Genomic DNA, 14,827 nt, shown 5'->3' with positions numbered 1-14,827 from the left:
ACAGGTCGTTTACCGAAAAGAAACAATCCGCTTTGATTATTACCTGGAAGAACATTTGGGCAATGTCCGGGTCGTTTTTGATGAGCGAGGGAGAATTTTGCAGCGGACGGATTATTATCCATTTGGGTTGGAGATTGATCGGAATGCTCCGATGCAGACACCTTCGGCTAGGAACAATGTGAACCGGTTTCTTTATAATGGGAAGGAGTTTCAGGTTGGGACGGGGCTTCTGGACTACGGGGTCAGGATGTATATGCCGGAGGTTGGGCGATGGGGGGGGGTTGATCCGTTAAGTGAAAAGATGCCAGCCTGGTCTCCATACAGTTACGGTTTCAATAACGCAATTAGATTTGTTGATCCTTCGGGGATGGCCCCTGATGACTTTGTATTTAATGAGAGTGGTAAATTTGTACGAATAGACGAAAACGATCAGCCAGATAAACTGGTCGTTGAAAACTCAAAAACGGGAGCAAAGCAAAATTACGACTTTGCGGATCCTCTGGCAGACCCTAAGGATATTAGAAATGGGACCATTACGACTCTCACTTTTGTTAGTGAAAAAGATATTCAAGCAATGATGGGCGGACAAGGGGCATTTGGATCCGGAAAATTAAATTTCGGATGGGAGAGCCAGGGAGGAGGTGACTTTGATTATTCATTCACAATACTTCCAAAGAAATACCCCGATGCAAATTTTGATGACAACACCATGAAATCCAATTCGTTGTTCCTCCCAAGCGGGGATAATACAGCCCATAATTTAATGAATTTTGGAAACTATTTATGGGCTGCAACTGGATATACAGTGGGTTTCAGCTACGGTGGCTTGCAGGTTGGTGCCCATGCAAATAGCAGACCCTGACCTTCCTTTTTTCGGTTTTGGACTCAATTACGCAAACGGTGGCAACTATAGCAATGGCAACATTTCTCAAATGCAATGGCTTAATAAAGACGAAGCCGCTTTTACCAAGGGACTTGGCTTTAATTATGATGGTGCAAACAGGTTAACCGCATCCGCGGGATTGCTGGGGTATGTTGATACGGAAAGCGGCATTACTTATGACAAAAACGGCAGCATTAAAACGCTGGCGCGGGCCGGAGCTGCGGTTGATAATCTGGGTTATGCCTACGTCGGCAATCGGCTTTCGGCTGTCACGGATGCTTCGGGGAGCAATTTGGGTGTGAAGAGTGGGGTTAGCAATTATGCCTATGATGGTAATGGAAATATGGTCACGGATGGGAATAGAAGTGCTACATTGACCTACAATTACCTGAACCTGCCCAAAACGGTAACCATTGCTGGCAAGACACTTACTTACGATTATGACGCGGCTGGCACCAAGCATAAGTATGTGACGGATACGCTGACTTTGAAGTATGCAGGGGCTTTCGAATATCGGGAGGTTGGGGCCGTTAATGCATTGTACCGGGTTGGGCTGAGTGAGGGGCAAGCGGTTTTGAAAGCTGGCAAACTGGCTTTTGAGTATTATTTGAAAGATCATTTAGGTAATGTAAGGGTGGTGTTTAATAACGACGGGGAGACATTGCAGCGGAGTGATTATTATCCTTTTGGGTTGAGTATTAATCGGGATGGGGCATTGCCGAAAGTGCAGAACTGGGTAAACAGGTATCTTTACAATGAGAAAGAATTGCAGGTTGGGAGTGGGTATTTGGATTATGGGGCCAGGATGTATATGCCGGAAGTTGGGCGTTGGGGTGTTGTGGATCCGATGACGGAGAAAAACAATGATCAAGCAGGTTACACCTACGCCATCAATAATCCCATCTTGTATACAGATCCTTTTGGGTTAGATACATCCAGCGCTAATGCCAACAAGCCTGTTCATCAGGGAGATGTGATTGTCTTTGACAACGGATCGCGTGCGACTCAAAGCGTGGGTGAGGCCACGGTATCTGGGCATGGGCGCAATGATCAATCGGCTAGTGTGACGATGCTTATACCAGGCGCTTTTTCTCCTATTTTCGGCCCTAGTTCTATACCAACGACTATGCCACGGGCATTACCTTTGTTGATACCGGTTGGTTATGCTGGGGTTGATGCCTATTTGAGAGGTCCTTCGGTTATTGAGGATATTGCCCGGCTTTTGGAGGGAATGGGGGTCGATAGTGAGGTTTTGAGGGGGCCTGAGGTTTTAGATTATAACTCCCCGCCAAAAACATTGCCTGGATTTCCGGATGCGAAAAAGGTACCCTCAAAAGATCAGAGAACAAGGTGGGTTACACCTGATGGTAAAATTTTGGAATGGGATTATCAGCGCGGAGAAGTAAGATTTAATCGACGAAATATTGTTTGATATTCCTATTGAATCTTTAAAGTCAATTTTTACCCCTTATGAGAATGATCCCAACTTAATTATGTCATACGACATAGCCGAAGAACAAGCATCTCAGTTGCAATTATTTAAAAGTATAGATTTTCACTTTTTCAACAACATATATCAAATGGAATGTTATCAAAAATGAACCCAAAACATCTCAGATGGAAAATTTTCTAACCTTTATCTGACACGACCCTTTAACGCGGTGAAAATATTAGACAAACACCACCCCTCAATACAAATCCGCCACAGGCTGATACCGCATTAATGCCAGCTTATAATTCTCGTGGTAGCGTTGTTGCAGTTCCGACCAGCAGAATGTGTCCAAAATGTGTTTTGGGAGGCTAGCGCGGGGGATGTATTGGTTTTTTTCAAATGTTTCGACGAAGTCATGGAGCGTTTCTGTGAGCTGCGCTATCGCCTCTTCTTCGGATTTCCCTTGCCGGTCTACGATTTTTACCTCGTGGTCTTTGTCGGACGGAACCATGGTCCGGATGTATTTTCCAAAACCGGAAAGATCGCTCGTGACCACAGGCGTCCCATGCATGATGGTTTCCATGGGCGCGTAACCCCAGGGTTCGTAAAGCGAAGGGAAAATTCCCAGATGGCAACCTCTTACAAATTCCAGATAGTCCAGAGAAAACAATGACGTTGTTCTTTCAATAAAATCTGCGTGGTAGATCACTTTCACAGGGTTGTGGGCCTCATTGTTGAGTCCATTGCGTTGGCAGAATTCGGCGATTTCGTCATGGTTTTCCAACTGATGGGTGGATACCGGTGGTAACCCTTCTCTTTTAAAATTGGCAAGCGCCTGGCGCCAGGTTTGTTGCAGGTCTTCGTCGATGAGTTCGTTCAGGTCAGGCAGCTTGTGACCTGTCGCACTGGTTACATTGGAATATATCCTTGGCCCAAGCTTGGCACTGATACTTTTGCAGATCTTTTGCAAGTCATGAAAACGCTGCCTGGCTTCCAGCACATCGGGACGGATGGTTTGGAAGGGTTGTTTTGAAATCATGAAAAACACAATCGTGAGATCAGACTTCCGGCGGATCAGCTCGGCGTTGAGCCTGGCCATGCTTTCCAGCGTAATGTTGAATCCCTTATTACGGAACTCGTACCTACCCGAGGAGAAAAAATAGAGCATTTTCTCCGTTTTGATGTGATAGCTTGGGAAAAATACAGCTTTCACAAACGCATCGATTTTGGCCCTGTGGAGTAAATGTTGTTCAAATACCTCGTGACCGACTCCCGGTTTTTTATGGATCCCGCTTCTGATCACGTTGTCGGGTGAACGTTCGAAAAAAGCTTCACATTCACGAGCAGTAATGTCACTATTGGCTACCAGGGTATGCGCGCTACGGGCAGCTGTTCTTTCCAGCGCAACCCTGCTTTCAATGCCGTACTGCTTCGCCTTTTGCAGCCAGTTGTATGAATGCTTTTTCGGGCAGTAGTGCTCCTCATTCGGTGCCAGATACCGGCCAAGTAGGGTAGCATGAGCCGTAAAAACAGTGGCAAGCCTTATTTTTTCCCGCATCAAACCGGTAAGGCTGCCCGCCGACATCCATTCGTGGTAATGGGCAATCACATCCTGAGAGATTTCCAGGTTTTCAATAAATTTTGTCAGCAATATTTTTGTGATTTCCCCGAATGCAATGACCTGATCCGTGAGCGGGTCTTTTTCAATCGTCGAAATGCCGTGGTTTTTCCAAAGTGTAGTTTTGGCGTCGTTTAAATGTTCACCATGAATTGAGGGCTTGATTAGCAGCACCTTGGGCCTGGCTTCGTTAAGCAGCCAGTAGCCATAATGTACCTCGTAACCCAGGCTGCGGACGTGTTGTACTGCCTCCGCCAGGGCAACATTTTCTATTTCGCGCACCGGACGGAAATCCAGTTTTGCTTTCTCCGGAATGTAAGGGCCAATCAGCATATAATTGTCCCCGTAAGTATCGAGCATGGTAGGAACTTTCGACTTGATGTACGTGAAAATTCCGCCGATCTGATTACAGACTTCCCAGGCAATTTCAAACAGAAGGGTATTCGGTTTCAAAATGATCAGAGGATTCGGCTGGTAAAATTTAATAACGTTAAGCTTCGACCTTCGGCGTGCATCGTTTTCTGCTCAGTAAAGCAGGATATTTCAATTAAATTTAATCACTTAAAGAAGTTAGCGTGAGAGATAAAATGCTAAGCAGAAAAATCGGAATGTAAACCTGACAAAAGCGGTGCTGAGATGTTAATGGCCTCTGATTGCATTGTATTGAGGAAATAAATTACCTTCGGAATCCCTAAACCAATGATTTTATAAAATGCAAAATTCAAACCCTCCTTCTCTCCGGCTGGATTCTATTGATGTTTTCAGGGCGTTAACCATGTTCCTGATGATTTTTGTGAATGATCTCTGGACTTTGGAAGATATTCCTGGCTGGCTGCTGCATAGTAAAGCGGCAGAAGACGCAATGGGGCTTTCAGACGTCGTTTTCCCGGGTTTCCTTTTTATTGTCGGGCTGTCCATTCCTTTCGCTATCGCCAACCGGAAAAAGAAAGGGGACAGCGATCGTACGATCGTTATGCACATTGCCGAGCGCACTTTCGCGCTGCTTTTGATGGGCGTTTTTATCGTCAACCTGGAAAACGCAATGGACCCCGGCATGGTTATTAGCAAGGATGTCTGGGGCATTCTAATGGTCGTAGCCTTCTTCCTGATCTGGAATGTGTATCCATCGAATCCTGATAAGAAGTTGTTTTACAATGGTTTGAAGATCGCAGGATACTTACTGCTGATCGGGCTCGCTGTCTTATACAAAGGCGGTACGCCCGAAAATCCTTCCGGAATGGGGACACGGTGGTACGGTATACTTGGGCTGATCGGCTGGTCTTATCTCCTGTGCGCACTGACCTACTTCTTTACACGTGATAAATTGCTTTTCGCGATCACTGGCTGGCTGTTTTTCGTATTATTCAATCTCGCAGATTTTGCTGGCTTGCTCGATTTTCTTGATCCTGTCAAGAGGTACGTTTGGATCGTTGGGAGCGGTTCAATGCCTGCTTTCGGAATGGCGGGAGTAGTAGCTTCCGTAGTTTACCGTCACTATATGAAGCAAACCGGCATCAGTCAGACCTATCTTTTGATTCTGATCGCATTGGGTGCGGTATGCCTTTTCTACGGTTTTGGAACGCGGCCATTCTGGGGAATATCGAAGATCAGGGCTACTCCTGCCTGGGTGGGAATATGCAGCGGGATCAGTTATTTTGCATTTGCCGCTCTTTTCTGGCTTGTTGATTTGAAAAAGACAAAAAAATGGGCGGAAGTACTGGCACCCGCGGGCACCGCCACCCTCACATGCTATCTGGTACCTTATATATGGTACGCCGTGATCACGATCCTGGACATCAGCCTGCCAATGTACCTGCGTACGGGTGTGGTTGGGTTGATCAAATCCGCCTGTTTTTCTCTTCTAGTGATTATTTTAACAGGACTCATCAACCGGTTAGGAGTCCGTCTTAAGATTTAGGCGGATAGGTGGTAAATTTCAGAGTCTTCGTCTTTATAGAATAGCAGTCAATTTTAAATTTAACGTAATGAACACGAGAAGATCATTTGTCAAAAAGAGTTTCGCGGGCCTGGTGGCGGGAAGTTTGGTATCGTTCCCTGACAACAGCAGCGCCGGCACTCTGAAAGAGAAAAAAGAAGATACATTCAAGCTGGCAATGGCGGGTTTCAGCTTTGTTAATTTTAAGCTGGATGAATCCATTGAAATGATGAAAAAGACTGATGTTCATTATTTATGTATCAAGGATTTTCATTTACCATATAAAAGTACCGCCGAGGAAATCGCCGCATTTCATGCCAAATTGAAGGCAGCCAACGTTACCGGATATGCCGTCGGGCCGATCTACACCAAAACGCACGAAGATATTGACAATGCTTTTGACTATGCCAAAAGGGTAGGTGTGAACCTGATTGTGGGCATACCGAATCATGAGGACCTGAAATATGTGGAGCAAAAGGTGAAGGAATACGATATCCGTTACGCGATCCATAACCACGGCCCGGAGGACAAGCTTTACCCAAATGCGACATCTGTTTACAATTTTGTCAAAGATTTGGACCCGCGCGTAGGACTTTGTTTTGATATGGGCCATAACAGAAGGGATAACCAGGATTCGGTCGCGGATATGGGCAAATATGCCAAACGTATTTTCGATATACATTTGAAAAACGTGACTGCGGCTACCAAAGATGGTAAAACCTGTGAGTTGGGCAGGGGAATTATTGATATTCCTGCTTTTGTCAAAATGTTGAGAAAAGTGAAATATTCGGGGTCTTGCGCCCTTGAATATGAGAAAGATATGAAAGATCCATTGGCTGGTATTGCCGAATCGGTGGGTTATTTCAAGGGAGTTTGTGACGTAGCTTAGGCAGGAAAAATCGTGTAAACTGCTGTAAAGTCATATTTTTGCAAGATCAAGGTTGATTTTTTACCATAACGACATAAGAAATGCTCAAAAACGTGCCCTTTGATCAATTGTCTGCTTACAAAAAGCTGAAAACGCATCACAAAACGATATCTCAAAAGCATTTAAAGAATCTGTTCGAGGAAGAGACAGACCGTCATAAGAAGTTTTCCATTCGGTTTGGCGACATTCTGCTGGATTATTCCAAAAACCGGATCACTTCCCGTACACGCTCGTATCTGGTACAACTTGCAGAGGAAGCGGGCCTGGCCGATGCTATTGAGCAGATGTTTACCGGTGAGAAAATCAATGCTACCGAAGGACGCGCAGTATTGCACACTGCCCTGCGTAACCGTTCCAATGAGCCTGTGCTGGCCGACGGAAAGGACGTAATGCCTGACGTGAATGAGGTCCTCGCCAAAATGAAGGACTTTTCAGGAAAGGTAAGATCCGGTGCCTGGAAAGGTTATTCAGGAAAAGAAATCACCGACCTCGTTAACATTGGTATCGGCGGAAGCGACTTGGGCCCGGTGATGGTGACCGAAGCTTTGAAAGCATACGGCAAGGTCGGATTGAATGTACATTTCGTATCCAATGTGGATGGTACCCACATTGCTGAAACGGTGAAGGCGCTGAACCCGGAGACGACGTTGTTCATGATTGCTTCTAAAACGTTTACTACGCAGGAGACTATGGCGAATGCACACAGCGCACGCACCTGGTTTCTTGAAAAAGCAGTAGATCAGGAGCATGTTAAGAAACATTTCGTCGCCATATCTACCAACCAGACCGAAGTTGAAAAATTCGGTATTGATCCTGAAAACATGTTTGGTTTCTGGGATTGGGTAGGTGGCCGCTATTCATTGTGGTCTGCGATCGGGCTGTCTATCGCCTGTTTTGTAGGTTTCCAAAATTTCGAGCAGCTATTGTCAGGTGCTCATGAAATGGACAAGCATTTCCGTACTACCAAGTTTGAACGTAACATTCCGGTCATTCTGGGACTCCTTGGAGTTTGGTATAACGACTTCTTCGATGCGCAAACGCAGGCGATCCTGCCTTACGATCAGTATATGCACCGTTTTGCAGCCTATTTCCAGCAGGGAGATATGGAAAGCAATGGTAAAAGCACCGGACGTAACGGGCAACCGGTTGGATATCAGACGGGCCCTGTTATTTGGGGAGAGCCTGGTACCAATGGTCAGCATGCCTTTTATCAGCTGATCCACCAGGGTACCAAGCTGATACCATGCGATTTTATTGCTCCGGCTGTGAGCCACAATCCCCTGGGTGACCATCATAAAATGTTGCTTTCCAACTTTTTCGCGCAAACCGAGGCATTAATGAACGGCAAGACTGAGGAAGAGGTACGTGCAGAACTAAAAGCCGCGGGTAAGAGTCAGGAGGAAATTGACTTTATCACACCATTCAAAGTATTTTCCGGAAACAGGCCAACCAACTCAATCCTGGTGAAAAAAATCACTCCGAAAGTTTTAGGAAGCCTGATTGCCATGTACGAACATAAAATCTTCGTTCAGGGTATTATATGGAACATTTTCAGCTTTGATCAATGGGGTGTTGAGCTGGGTAAACAGCTTGCTAACAAGATTTACCCTGAACTTCAAAACGATTGGCCGGTTACTAATCACGATAGTTCAACCAATGGACTGATCAATCAGTACAAGCGCTGGCGGTAACGATCCAGGACCATTGTTTTGATCCCCAAACCTAAAATAACACCAACAGCGTCTGCTACGGCGTCCCACCAGTCAAAAGTGCGGTCAAAGGGCAGAAGCTGTTGGTAAAATTCCAACCCCAGGCCATAAGCCATCCCTAATAGTACCAACATCCGTGTTTTTTGAGGATATGCCAGCAAAAACAGGATAATCCAGACCATGAACAGGCTGGAATGTACGATTTTGTCGAAGCCCATAATAGGAGCTGCCGGAATGTCCTTTCCTGGCCAGGTACAGGCCACCAAAATTAACAAAGTCCAAAACCAACCCAGCCAGCGCTGTCTTGCAATAAAATCAGTAATTGTAGAAATCAAATTAGACATCTTTGTTTTGAGTTAAAGAGGCAATTTAAAAAGCATTTTTCCAAGTTTAAAGCTTTGGATATTATATTGATTTTATTAATTATCTGCGACTTAGTTTTTAATTTTTTTTATTAAGTTTAGGTTTGATAAAATCGTTCCCTTATTTCAGATGAAGAAATTAATTTTTACATTCATTTCACTGTTCCTATTCCTTTCAGCGTCTGCGCAGGTTGTTTACCATTTTGAAGAAGGGTTGGGTGTTGGCCCGTGTCATCAGTATGGTCGTGAAGCACTTTACACCGACCAACTGGCGTATCAGCTATATAAAGGAATACTAGCTAAACCGCAGGACGGAATCTCGCTTTTGAAAAATGCCAAAGGTGAAGACATAAAATGGCGCAAGGTACAGGCCGACTCGACGCATCGTTTTCGCGGCGATTCTTTTTCCAATGGTTATGTTTATTTGACCTACGAATCCAAAAAGGAGCAGACTGCTATCCTGACGATTACCGGACACGATATGGTTTTTGTCAATGGCGTTCCGCGTGGTGGTGACCAGTATCGGTACGGCTGGATGCACCTTCCTGTTGTTTTGAAAAAGGGAAAAAATGAACTCTATGCCCGGGTGGCACGTTTCGGAAGATTCGGCGGCATTACTGCGAATCTCACCTTTCCTGCCAAACCTGTTTATTTGAATACTGAGGACCTGACCGTTTCGGACATTGTCCCAAGTCTGAAAAATGATTCTTTGTGGATTGGGCTGGTAGTTCAGAATGCTACTTCCAAAGCACTGGCCGGATTGCAAATAAAATCACTGCTTTCGGGAAAGGAAGTTTTGACGAACATTCCTGCTATTCCGCCAATGAGCTCTCGGAAAGTAGGCGTGGTTGTTAATGGATCCGACATTACTTCTCCTGGAAAACAGGATGTGGCTGTGACATTGATCCAGGCAGGCAAAACCATTGATCAGACAAAAATCGCTGTGCAATCTGTTGAAGAAGGCAAGCAGTACAGTCGCACATTTGTGAGCGACCTCGACGGAAGTGTGCAGTACTACGCAGTTTCTCCTCAAATTAAGGGCGGCGCATCTGGTCAGCCGGCACTTTTCTTTTCGGTTCATGGTGCAGAGGTTCAGGCGATTAGCCAGGCTCGTGCCTATAAGCCAAAGGATTGGGGCGTTTTAGTAGCACCTACCAATCGCCGCCCGCGTGGGTTCAACTGGGAGGATTGGGGAAGACTTGATGCGCTCGAAGTTTTAGATATCGCAAAAAAGCAGTATAATCCTGATCCGTCACGTATATATCTCACCGGACATTCAATGGGCGGGCACGGAACCTGGTTTCTGGGTGCTACTTATCCTGAAAAATGGGCCGCGATCGCACCATCAGCCGGCTATCCTACATTGTCTTCCTACGGCTCACACGACGGTATGATTCCTGACAGTGCTGGCTCACCGATTGAATCCATCTTGTTGCGTGCGAGCAACCCAAGCAATGTGCTGGCTCTGACTTCGAACTACAAAAGCCTGGGTGTGTACATAGCGCACGGTGACGCGGACAGGACCGTCTCGGTTAATTATGCCCGCCAGATGCGTGACATTCTCGGTAAATTTCACCGCGATTTCAGTTACTATGAGCACATTGGAGGAGAACATTGGTACGGTGATATCAGTGTAGACTGGCCGCCTATTTTCAACTTTTTCAGCTGGCATTCCATTCCAAAGGATACCGCTGTCAATACGATTGATTTTACTACGGCTAATCCTGGTATTTCTTCCAAAATGAGATGGGCGGGAATTCAGCAGCAAATTACTGCCTTGAAATACAGCCGTATTCAGCTGACAATGAACAAAAAAGATTCCGGCATTCAGGGCTTAACGAGTAATGTCTCATTGCTTTCGCTAAACCTCGATGCTTTTACGGTTGGCTCAAAAGTGAAGATCGCATTGGATAGTCTTGCCCCTCTCGAATATCAGGTAAAAGGCCAAAATGAGACTATTTATCTCAAAAAAGGAACGCAATGGCAGTTTGCATCAGCGCCCGCGTCAAGTGAAAAGAATACATTGCGGAATGGTACATTAAAGGACGCGTTCAGAAATAGAATGGTTTACGTGTATGCAACGGGTGGAACGAAAGAAGAGAAAGACTGGGCATTTGAAAAAGCAAGATATGATGCTGAGACCTGGTATTTCCGTGGAAATGGTGCTGTGGACATAGTCGCCGACAAAGATTTCGATCCCCGGAATTTCAAAGACCGCGGTGTGATTCTATATGGTAATAAAAGTACGAACCTGGCATGGGATAAAGTTTTGAAGAACTGCCCGGTTAATGTAATCAGTGGAAAAATTTCGGTAGGAACTCAGGAATTTATCGGCAATGACCTGGCGGCGTATTTCATCTGGCCACGTGCTGATAGTGATATAGCTTCGGTAACGGTCATTACCGGAACTGGCAAGAATGGATTTCAGGCAGCGAATGCCAACCAGTATTTCAGTGGAGGAAGCGGTTTCCCGGATCTGATGATCTTTTCAGCTGAAATGTTGAAGTCTGGAATGAAGGAAGTAAAGATGTCCGGATTCTTTGGCAATGACTGGTCTGTTGAAAAAGGCGAGTTTGTGAAGCAGTAATGTGATTGAAATATAATGAAAAACGTCAGGTGAGAGCCTGACGTTTTTTTATTGCTGATGAAGAATAATGTTGTTGGGTCGGCTAGCCATTATCGGCGAATTCCGGGTATAGCGTCATTCCGCCGTCAATGTAAAGTGTTTCTCCATTGACGTAATCCGAATCATCCGAGGCAAGCCAGCCTACTGCTTTCGCTACGTCCTGCGGAGTACCGATCCTTTTGTATGGTATCAGATTTAATAAGCCTTTGTACTTTTCGGGATCAGACCAGACTTCCTGGTTAATAGGAGTTTTGATTGCACCGGGACTTACCGAATTGACACGGATTTTGTGCGGCGCAAGTTCCTGGGAAATGGATTTCATGAACATCATCACGCCACCTTTTGAAGCGGCATAATTCACATGTCCTGCCCAGGGAATTACATCGTGTACCGAGCTCATCATCACGATCTTACCAATGGCAAGTTCGCTGTGGGAAACCTCGGAAGCCTCTTTTTCCTGCGCTACAAATTGTCGCGCGGCTGCACGGCAACATAAAAACATGCCGGTAAGGTTAACATCAATTACCTTTTGCCACTGTTGAAGGCTCATTTCCATGAATGGAGAATCTTTTTGCAACCCGGCATTGCTTACCAGCACATCCAGCCGACCAAATGTAGAAACGGTTTCCCTGAAAAGAGCCAGTACGTCGTCTTCTCGGCTCACATCTGCCTTCACCAGGATTGCACTTCCGCCATTGGCCAGTATTTCCTCCAATGTTTTTTGACCTTCCTCTGCATTAGAGGCATAGTTCACCACTACGTGAGCACCCTGATTTGCAAAATAGATGGCACAGGCTTTACCGATTCCGGAACTGGACCCGGTCACGATCACAACCTGTTCCTTAAATTTCAATTCGGGACCTATCATATGATTTCTTTTTCTATGGACTTTAATTTTTTCCAAACGCTGCGGTTGACATTTTTAACTGCCCAGTTTTTGGCAATTAAAATTGCTTTTGAAACCGCCTCGCGTGGAGAGATGTTGTTTGTTCTTAAAAGGTCTTGCGCAATAGCAACCGCTTTTTCGCGGGTAGTAGGAGATAAATACATCAACTCTGGTAATGCGATCCTTGCGTCCATATTTAGATTGAATTTTTAGTAACAGGTTTTTTAATTGATGATTTGTGTAATTCGTCTCAATAAAATTTAGTGCCAGTTATTCAGCGTGTGATTTAGTCATTAAAACGAAAGTGCGCTCCCCAATTTGCAGCATTGCGTGTAAAAAAAATCCCCATCTGGTTAAGGACGGGGATTTTTTCAGTTGAAGTCTTATTTAACTTCTTCAAAATTTACGTCCGTCACATCGTCGGTAGCGCCATTGCTATCGGCAGCACCCGCATTACCGGGGTTACCGGCAGGTTCGCCTGGTTGGCCTTCGCCACCCTGAGCGTACATTTCCTGCGAAGCCGCTTGCCATGCGCCGTTCAGTTTTTCCATTGCTGTGTCGATACCGGCTACGTCCTGGCTTTGGTGGGCAGTTCTCAATTCTGCCAATGCGCCTTCGATAGCTGATTTATTTCCAGCTGAAAGTTTGTCTCCAAATTCTTTCAATTGTTTGTCAGTCGAAAATATCAGGCTGTCCGCAGCATTGATCTTTTCAACTTTCTCACGCTCCGCTTTGTCAGCAGCTTCGTTCGCTTTTGCTTCTTCACGCATACGGGTGATTTCAGCATCGGTTAAACCGCTTGAAGCTTCAATTCTGATTTTTTGCTCCTTGTTAGTTCCTTTGTCTTTCGCCGAAACGTGCAGGATACCATTTGCATCCACGTCGAATGTTACTTCGATTTGCGGGGTACCACGTTGTGCTGGTGGAATATCCGACAAGTGGAAACGTCCAAGTGTACGGTTTTGAGTTGCCATAGGGCGCTCTCCCTGCAAAACGTGGATCTCAACAGAAGGCTGGTTATCAGCAGCAGTCGAGAATGTTTCTGTTTTCTTAGAAGGAATGGTTGTGTTCGCATCGATCAGTTTGGTGAAAACACCACCCAATGTTTCGATACCCAATGACAAAGGAATAACATCCAATAAAAGAACGTCTTTCACTTCACCTGTCAATACACCACCCTGGATAGCCGCTCCAACTGCAACAGCTTCGTCAGGATTGACGTTTTTAGAAGGTTTTTTGCCAAAGAATTTTTCAACTTCTTCCTGTACTCTTGGAATACGGGTTGAACCACCTACCAGGATCACTTCATTGATATCACTGTTGGTATATCCTGCATTTTTCATCGCCCTCTTGCAAGGCTCCATCATTCTTTGGAACAATGAATCTGCCAGCTGCTCGAATTTCGCACGGGTCAAAGTACGGACAAGGTGCTTTGGAATACCGTCAACAGGGAATATATATGGTAAGTTAATTTCAGTTTGTGTAGAGCTTGATAGTTCTACTTTCGCTTTTTCAGCAGCTTCTTTCAAACGTTGCAGCGCCATCGGATCTTTTCTCAGATCAACAGCCTCGTCTTTTTGGAATTCGTCTGCAAGCCAGTTGATAATAACCTGGTCAAAGTCGTCACCACCAAGGTGTGTATCACCATCCGTTGATTTTACTTCAAATACGCCTTCGCCCAATTCAAGGATTGACACGTCGAAAGTACCGCCACCCAAGTCAAACACAGCGATTTTCATATCGATATGCTGCTTGTCAAGACCGTATGCAAGCGCTGCCGCAGTAGGTTCGTTGATAATACGTTTCACATCCAAACCTGCGATCTGACCTGCCTCTTTGGTAGCCTGACGTTCCGCATCATTGAAATAAGCAGGAACAGTGATAACTGCCTCTGTTACTTCCTGGCCCAGATAATCTTCCGCAGTTTGTCTCATTTTCTGTAAAATGAAAGCAGAAACCTCCTGTGGCGTATATAACCTGTCACCGATGGGGATACGAGGCGTATTGTTAGGTCCTTTTTCTACGCTGTACGCAACCGTCTTCATTTCGCCGGTTGTGTCATCGTATTTTTTACCCATAAATCTTTTTATGGAGCTGATAGTATGCTTGGGATTAGTGATCGCCTGACGTTTGGCCGGTGCTCCTATTTTACGTTCACCGTTGTCCATGAACGCAACTACAGAAGGAGTTGTACGGGCACCTTCGCTGTTTGCAATTACAACCGGCTCATTGCCCTCCATGACAGCCACGCAGGAGTTCGTTGTTCCTAAGTCTATGCCAATAATTTTTCCCATTGTTCTATATTAAAGTTAAGTATAATTTGATGCTGTTTCCGTGACTGCACCGATCTTCATTACGGTCGTCCAGAGTTTTGTTAAAAACCCCGTACCAGAATCTTTAAGATAAAATGGGAGTGACAAAGTGTCAGGCCGGATTCGGCCTGACGA

General features: G+C 45.4%; 12 protein-coding genes. 7 read left to right on the top strand and 5 right to left on the bottom strand.

The annotated features are described in order from the left end of the window. Positions 1-55 precede the first annotated feature (55 nt). Genes ON006_RS10900 through ON006_RS32430 form a run of 3 tightly spaced genes read left to right on the top strand, consistent with a single transcriptional unit; the run spans position 56 to position 2,484 of the window. Positions 56-862 (top strand): RHS repeat domain-containing protein, encoded by an 807-nt coding sequence (locus ON006_RS10900; RefSeq protein ID WP_310590188.1) that lies wholly within the window; start codon positions 56-58, stop codon positions 860-862. Beyond that, a complete protein-coding gene (locus ON006_RS10895; protein WP_244819809.1) occupies positions 771-2,315 on the top strand; it encodes an RHS repeat-associated core domain-containing protein in 1,545 nt (514 codons plus the stop codon). Before ON006_RS10900 ends, ON006_RS10895 begins: the two co-directional genes overlap by 92 nt. After that, positions 2,308-2,484 carry a DUF7683 domain-containing protein gene (locus ON006_RS32430; protein WP_445438764.1) on the top strand — a complete coding sequence of 59 codons (177 nt, stop codon included), beginning with the start codon at positions 2,308-2,310 and terminating at the stop codon, positions 2,482-2,484. Before ON006_RS10895 ends, ON006_RS32430 begins: the two co-directional genes overlap by 8 nt. A gap of 87 nt (positions 2,485-2,571) precedes the next feature. On the opposite strand, the gene ON006_RS10890 is transcribed toward ON006_RS32430, so the two are convergent. Then, positions 2,572-4,386 (bottom strand): glycosyltransferase, encoded by a 1,815-nt coding sequence (locus ON006_RS10890; protein WP_244819808.1) that lies wholly within the window; start codon positions 4,384-4,386, stop codon positions 2,572-2,574. A gap of 259 nt (positions 4,387-4,645) precedes the next feature. On the opposite strand from ON006_RS10890, the gene ON006_RS10885 reads away from it, so the two are divergent. From ON006_RS10885 to pgi, 3 genes are all read left to right on the top strand, one after another. Further along, the gene (locus ON006_RS10885) at positions 4,646-5,851 is read left to right on the top strand and encodes a DUF5009 domain-containing protein (RefSeq protein WP_244819807.1); all 1,206 of its coding nucleotides are present in this window, start codon (positions 4,646-4,648) and stop codon (positions 5,849-5,851) included. A gap of 67 nt (positions 5,852-5,918) precedes the next feature. Continuing rightward, positions 5,919-6,758, top strand: a complete 840-nt coding sequence (locus tag ON006_RS10880) for a sugar phosphate isomerase/epimerase family protein (RefSeq protein ID WP_244819806.1) — start codon at positions 5,919-5,921, stop codon at positions 6,756-6,758. 80 nt (positions 6,759-6,838) lie between these two features. Next, positions 6,839-8,488 carry a glucose-6-phosphate isomerase gene (pgi, locus tag ON006_RS10875; RefSeq protein WP_244819805.1) on the top strand — a complete coding sequence of 550 codons (1,650 nt, stop codon included), beginning with the start codon at positions 6,839-6,841 and terminating at the stop codon, positions 8,486-8,488. On the opposite strand, the gene ON006_RS10870 is transcribed toward pgi, so the two are convergent. Then, entirely contained in the window at positions 8,467-8,850 is a 384-nt protein-coding gene (locus ON006_RS10870) for a VanZ family protein (protein ID WP_244819804.1), read from the bottom strand. The genes pgi and ON006_RS10870 overlap by 22 nt on opposite strands. 148 nt (positions 8,851-8,998) lie before the next feature. Between ON006_RS10870 and ON006_RS10865 the strand changes: the two genes are divergently transcribed. Then, a complete protein-coding gene (locus ON006_RS10865; RefSeq protein ID WP_244819803.1) occupies positions 8,999-11,455 on the top strand; it encodes a carboxylesterase family protein in 2,457 nt (818 codons plus the stop codon). Between the two features lie 82 nt (positions 11,456-11,537). On the opposite strand, the gene ON006_RS10860 is transcribed toward ON006_RS10865, so the two are convergent. The 3 genes from ON006_RS10860 to dnaK all read right to left on the bottom strand — a co-directional run bounded on the left by ON006_RS10860 (position 11,538) and on the right by dnaK (position 14,674). Next, positions 11,538-12,362, bottom strand: coding sequence for an SDR family oxidoreductase (locus ON006_RS10860; protein ID WP_244819802.1), 825 nt, complete (start codon positions 12,360-12,362; stop codon positions 11,538-11,540). Next, entirely contained in the window at positions 12,359-12,574 is a 216-nt protein-coding gene (locus ON006_RS10855) for a hypothetical protein (protein WP_244819801.1), read from the bottom strand. Before ON006_RS10855 ends, ON006_RS10860 begins: the two co-directional genes overlap by 4 nt. Positions 12,575-12,763: 189 nt before the next feature. Then, entirely contained in the window at positions 12,764-14,674 is a 1,911-nt protein-coding gene (dnaK, locus tag ON006_RS10850; RefSeq protein ID WP_244819800.1) for a molecular chaperone DnaK, read from the bottom strand. Between the last annotated feature and the right edge of the window lie 153 nt (positions 14,675-14,827).

The organism is Dyadobacter pollutisoli, from assembly GCF_026625565.1.
GTDB classification, from domain to species: Bacteria; Bacteroidota; Bacteroidia; order Cytophagales; family Spirosomataceae; genus Dyadobacter; species Dyadobacter pollutisoli.
Note: the sequence above shows the minus strand (reverse complement) of the source record. Positions and strands in the feature narration are given on the sequence as shown.

Bases quoted from the DNA above. Each gene is read 5' to 3' on its own strand.
- ON006_RS10860 (WP_244819802.1), bottom strand. From the start codon at position 12,362: ATGATAGGTCCCGAATTGAAATTTAAGGAACAGGTTGTGATCGTGACC.
- pgi (WP_244819805.1), top strand. From the start codon at position 6,839: ATGCTCAAAAACGTGCCCTTTGATCAATTGTCTGCTTACAAAAAGCTG.
- ON006_RS10880 (WP_244819806.1), top strand. From the start codon at position 5,919: ATGAACACGAGAAGATCATTTGTCAAAAAGAGTTTCGCGGGCCTGGTG.
- ON006_RS10870 (WP_244819804.1), bottom strand. From the start codon at position 8,850: ATGTCTAATTTGATTTCTACAATTACTGATTTTATTGCAAGACAGCGC.
- ON006_RS10855 (WP_244819801.1), bottom strand. From the start codon at position 12,574: ATGGACGCAAGGATCGCATTACCAGAGTTGATGTATTTATCTCCTACT.
- ON006_RS10885 (WP_244819807.1), top strand. From the start codon at position 4,646: ATGCAAAATTCAAACCCTCCTTCTCTCCGGCTGGATTCTATTGATGTT.
- ON006_RS10865 (WP_244819803.1), top strand. From the start codon at position 8,999: ATGAAGAAATTAATTTTTACATTCATTTCACTGTTCCTATTCCTTTCA.
- dnaK (WP_244819800.1), bottom strand. From the start codon at position 14,674: ATGGGAAAAATTATTGGCATAGACTTAGGAACAACGAACTCCTGCGTG.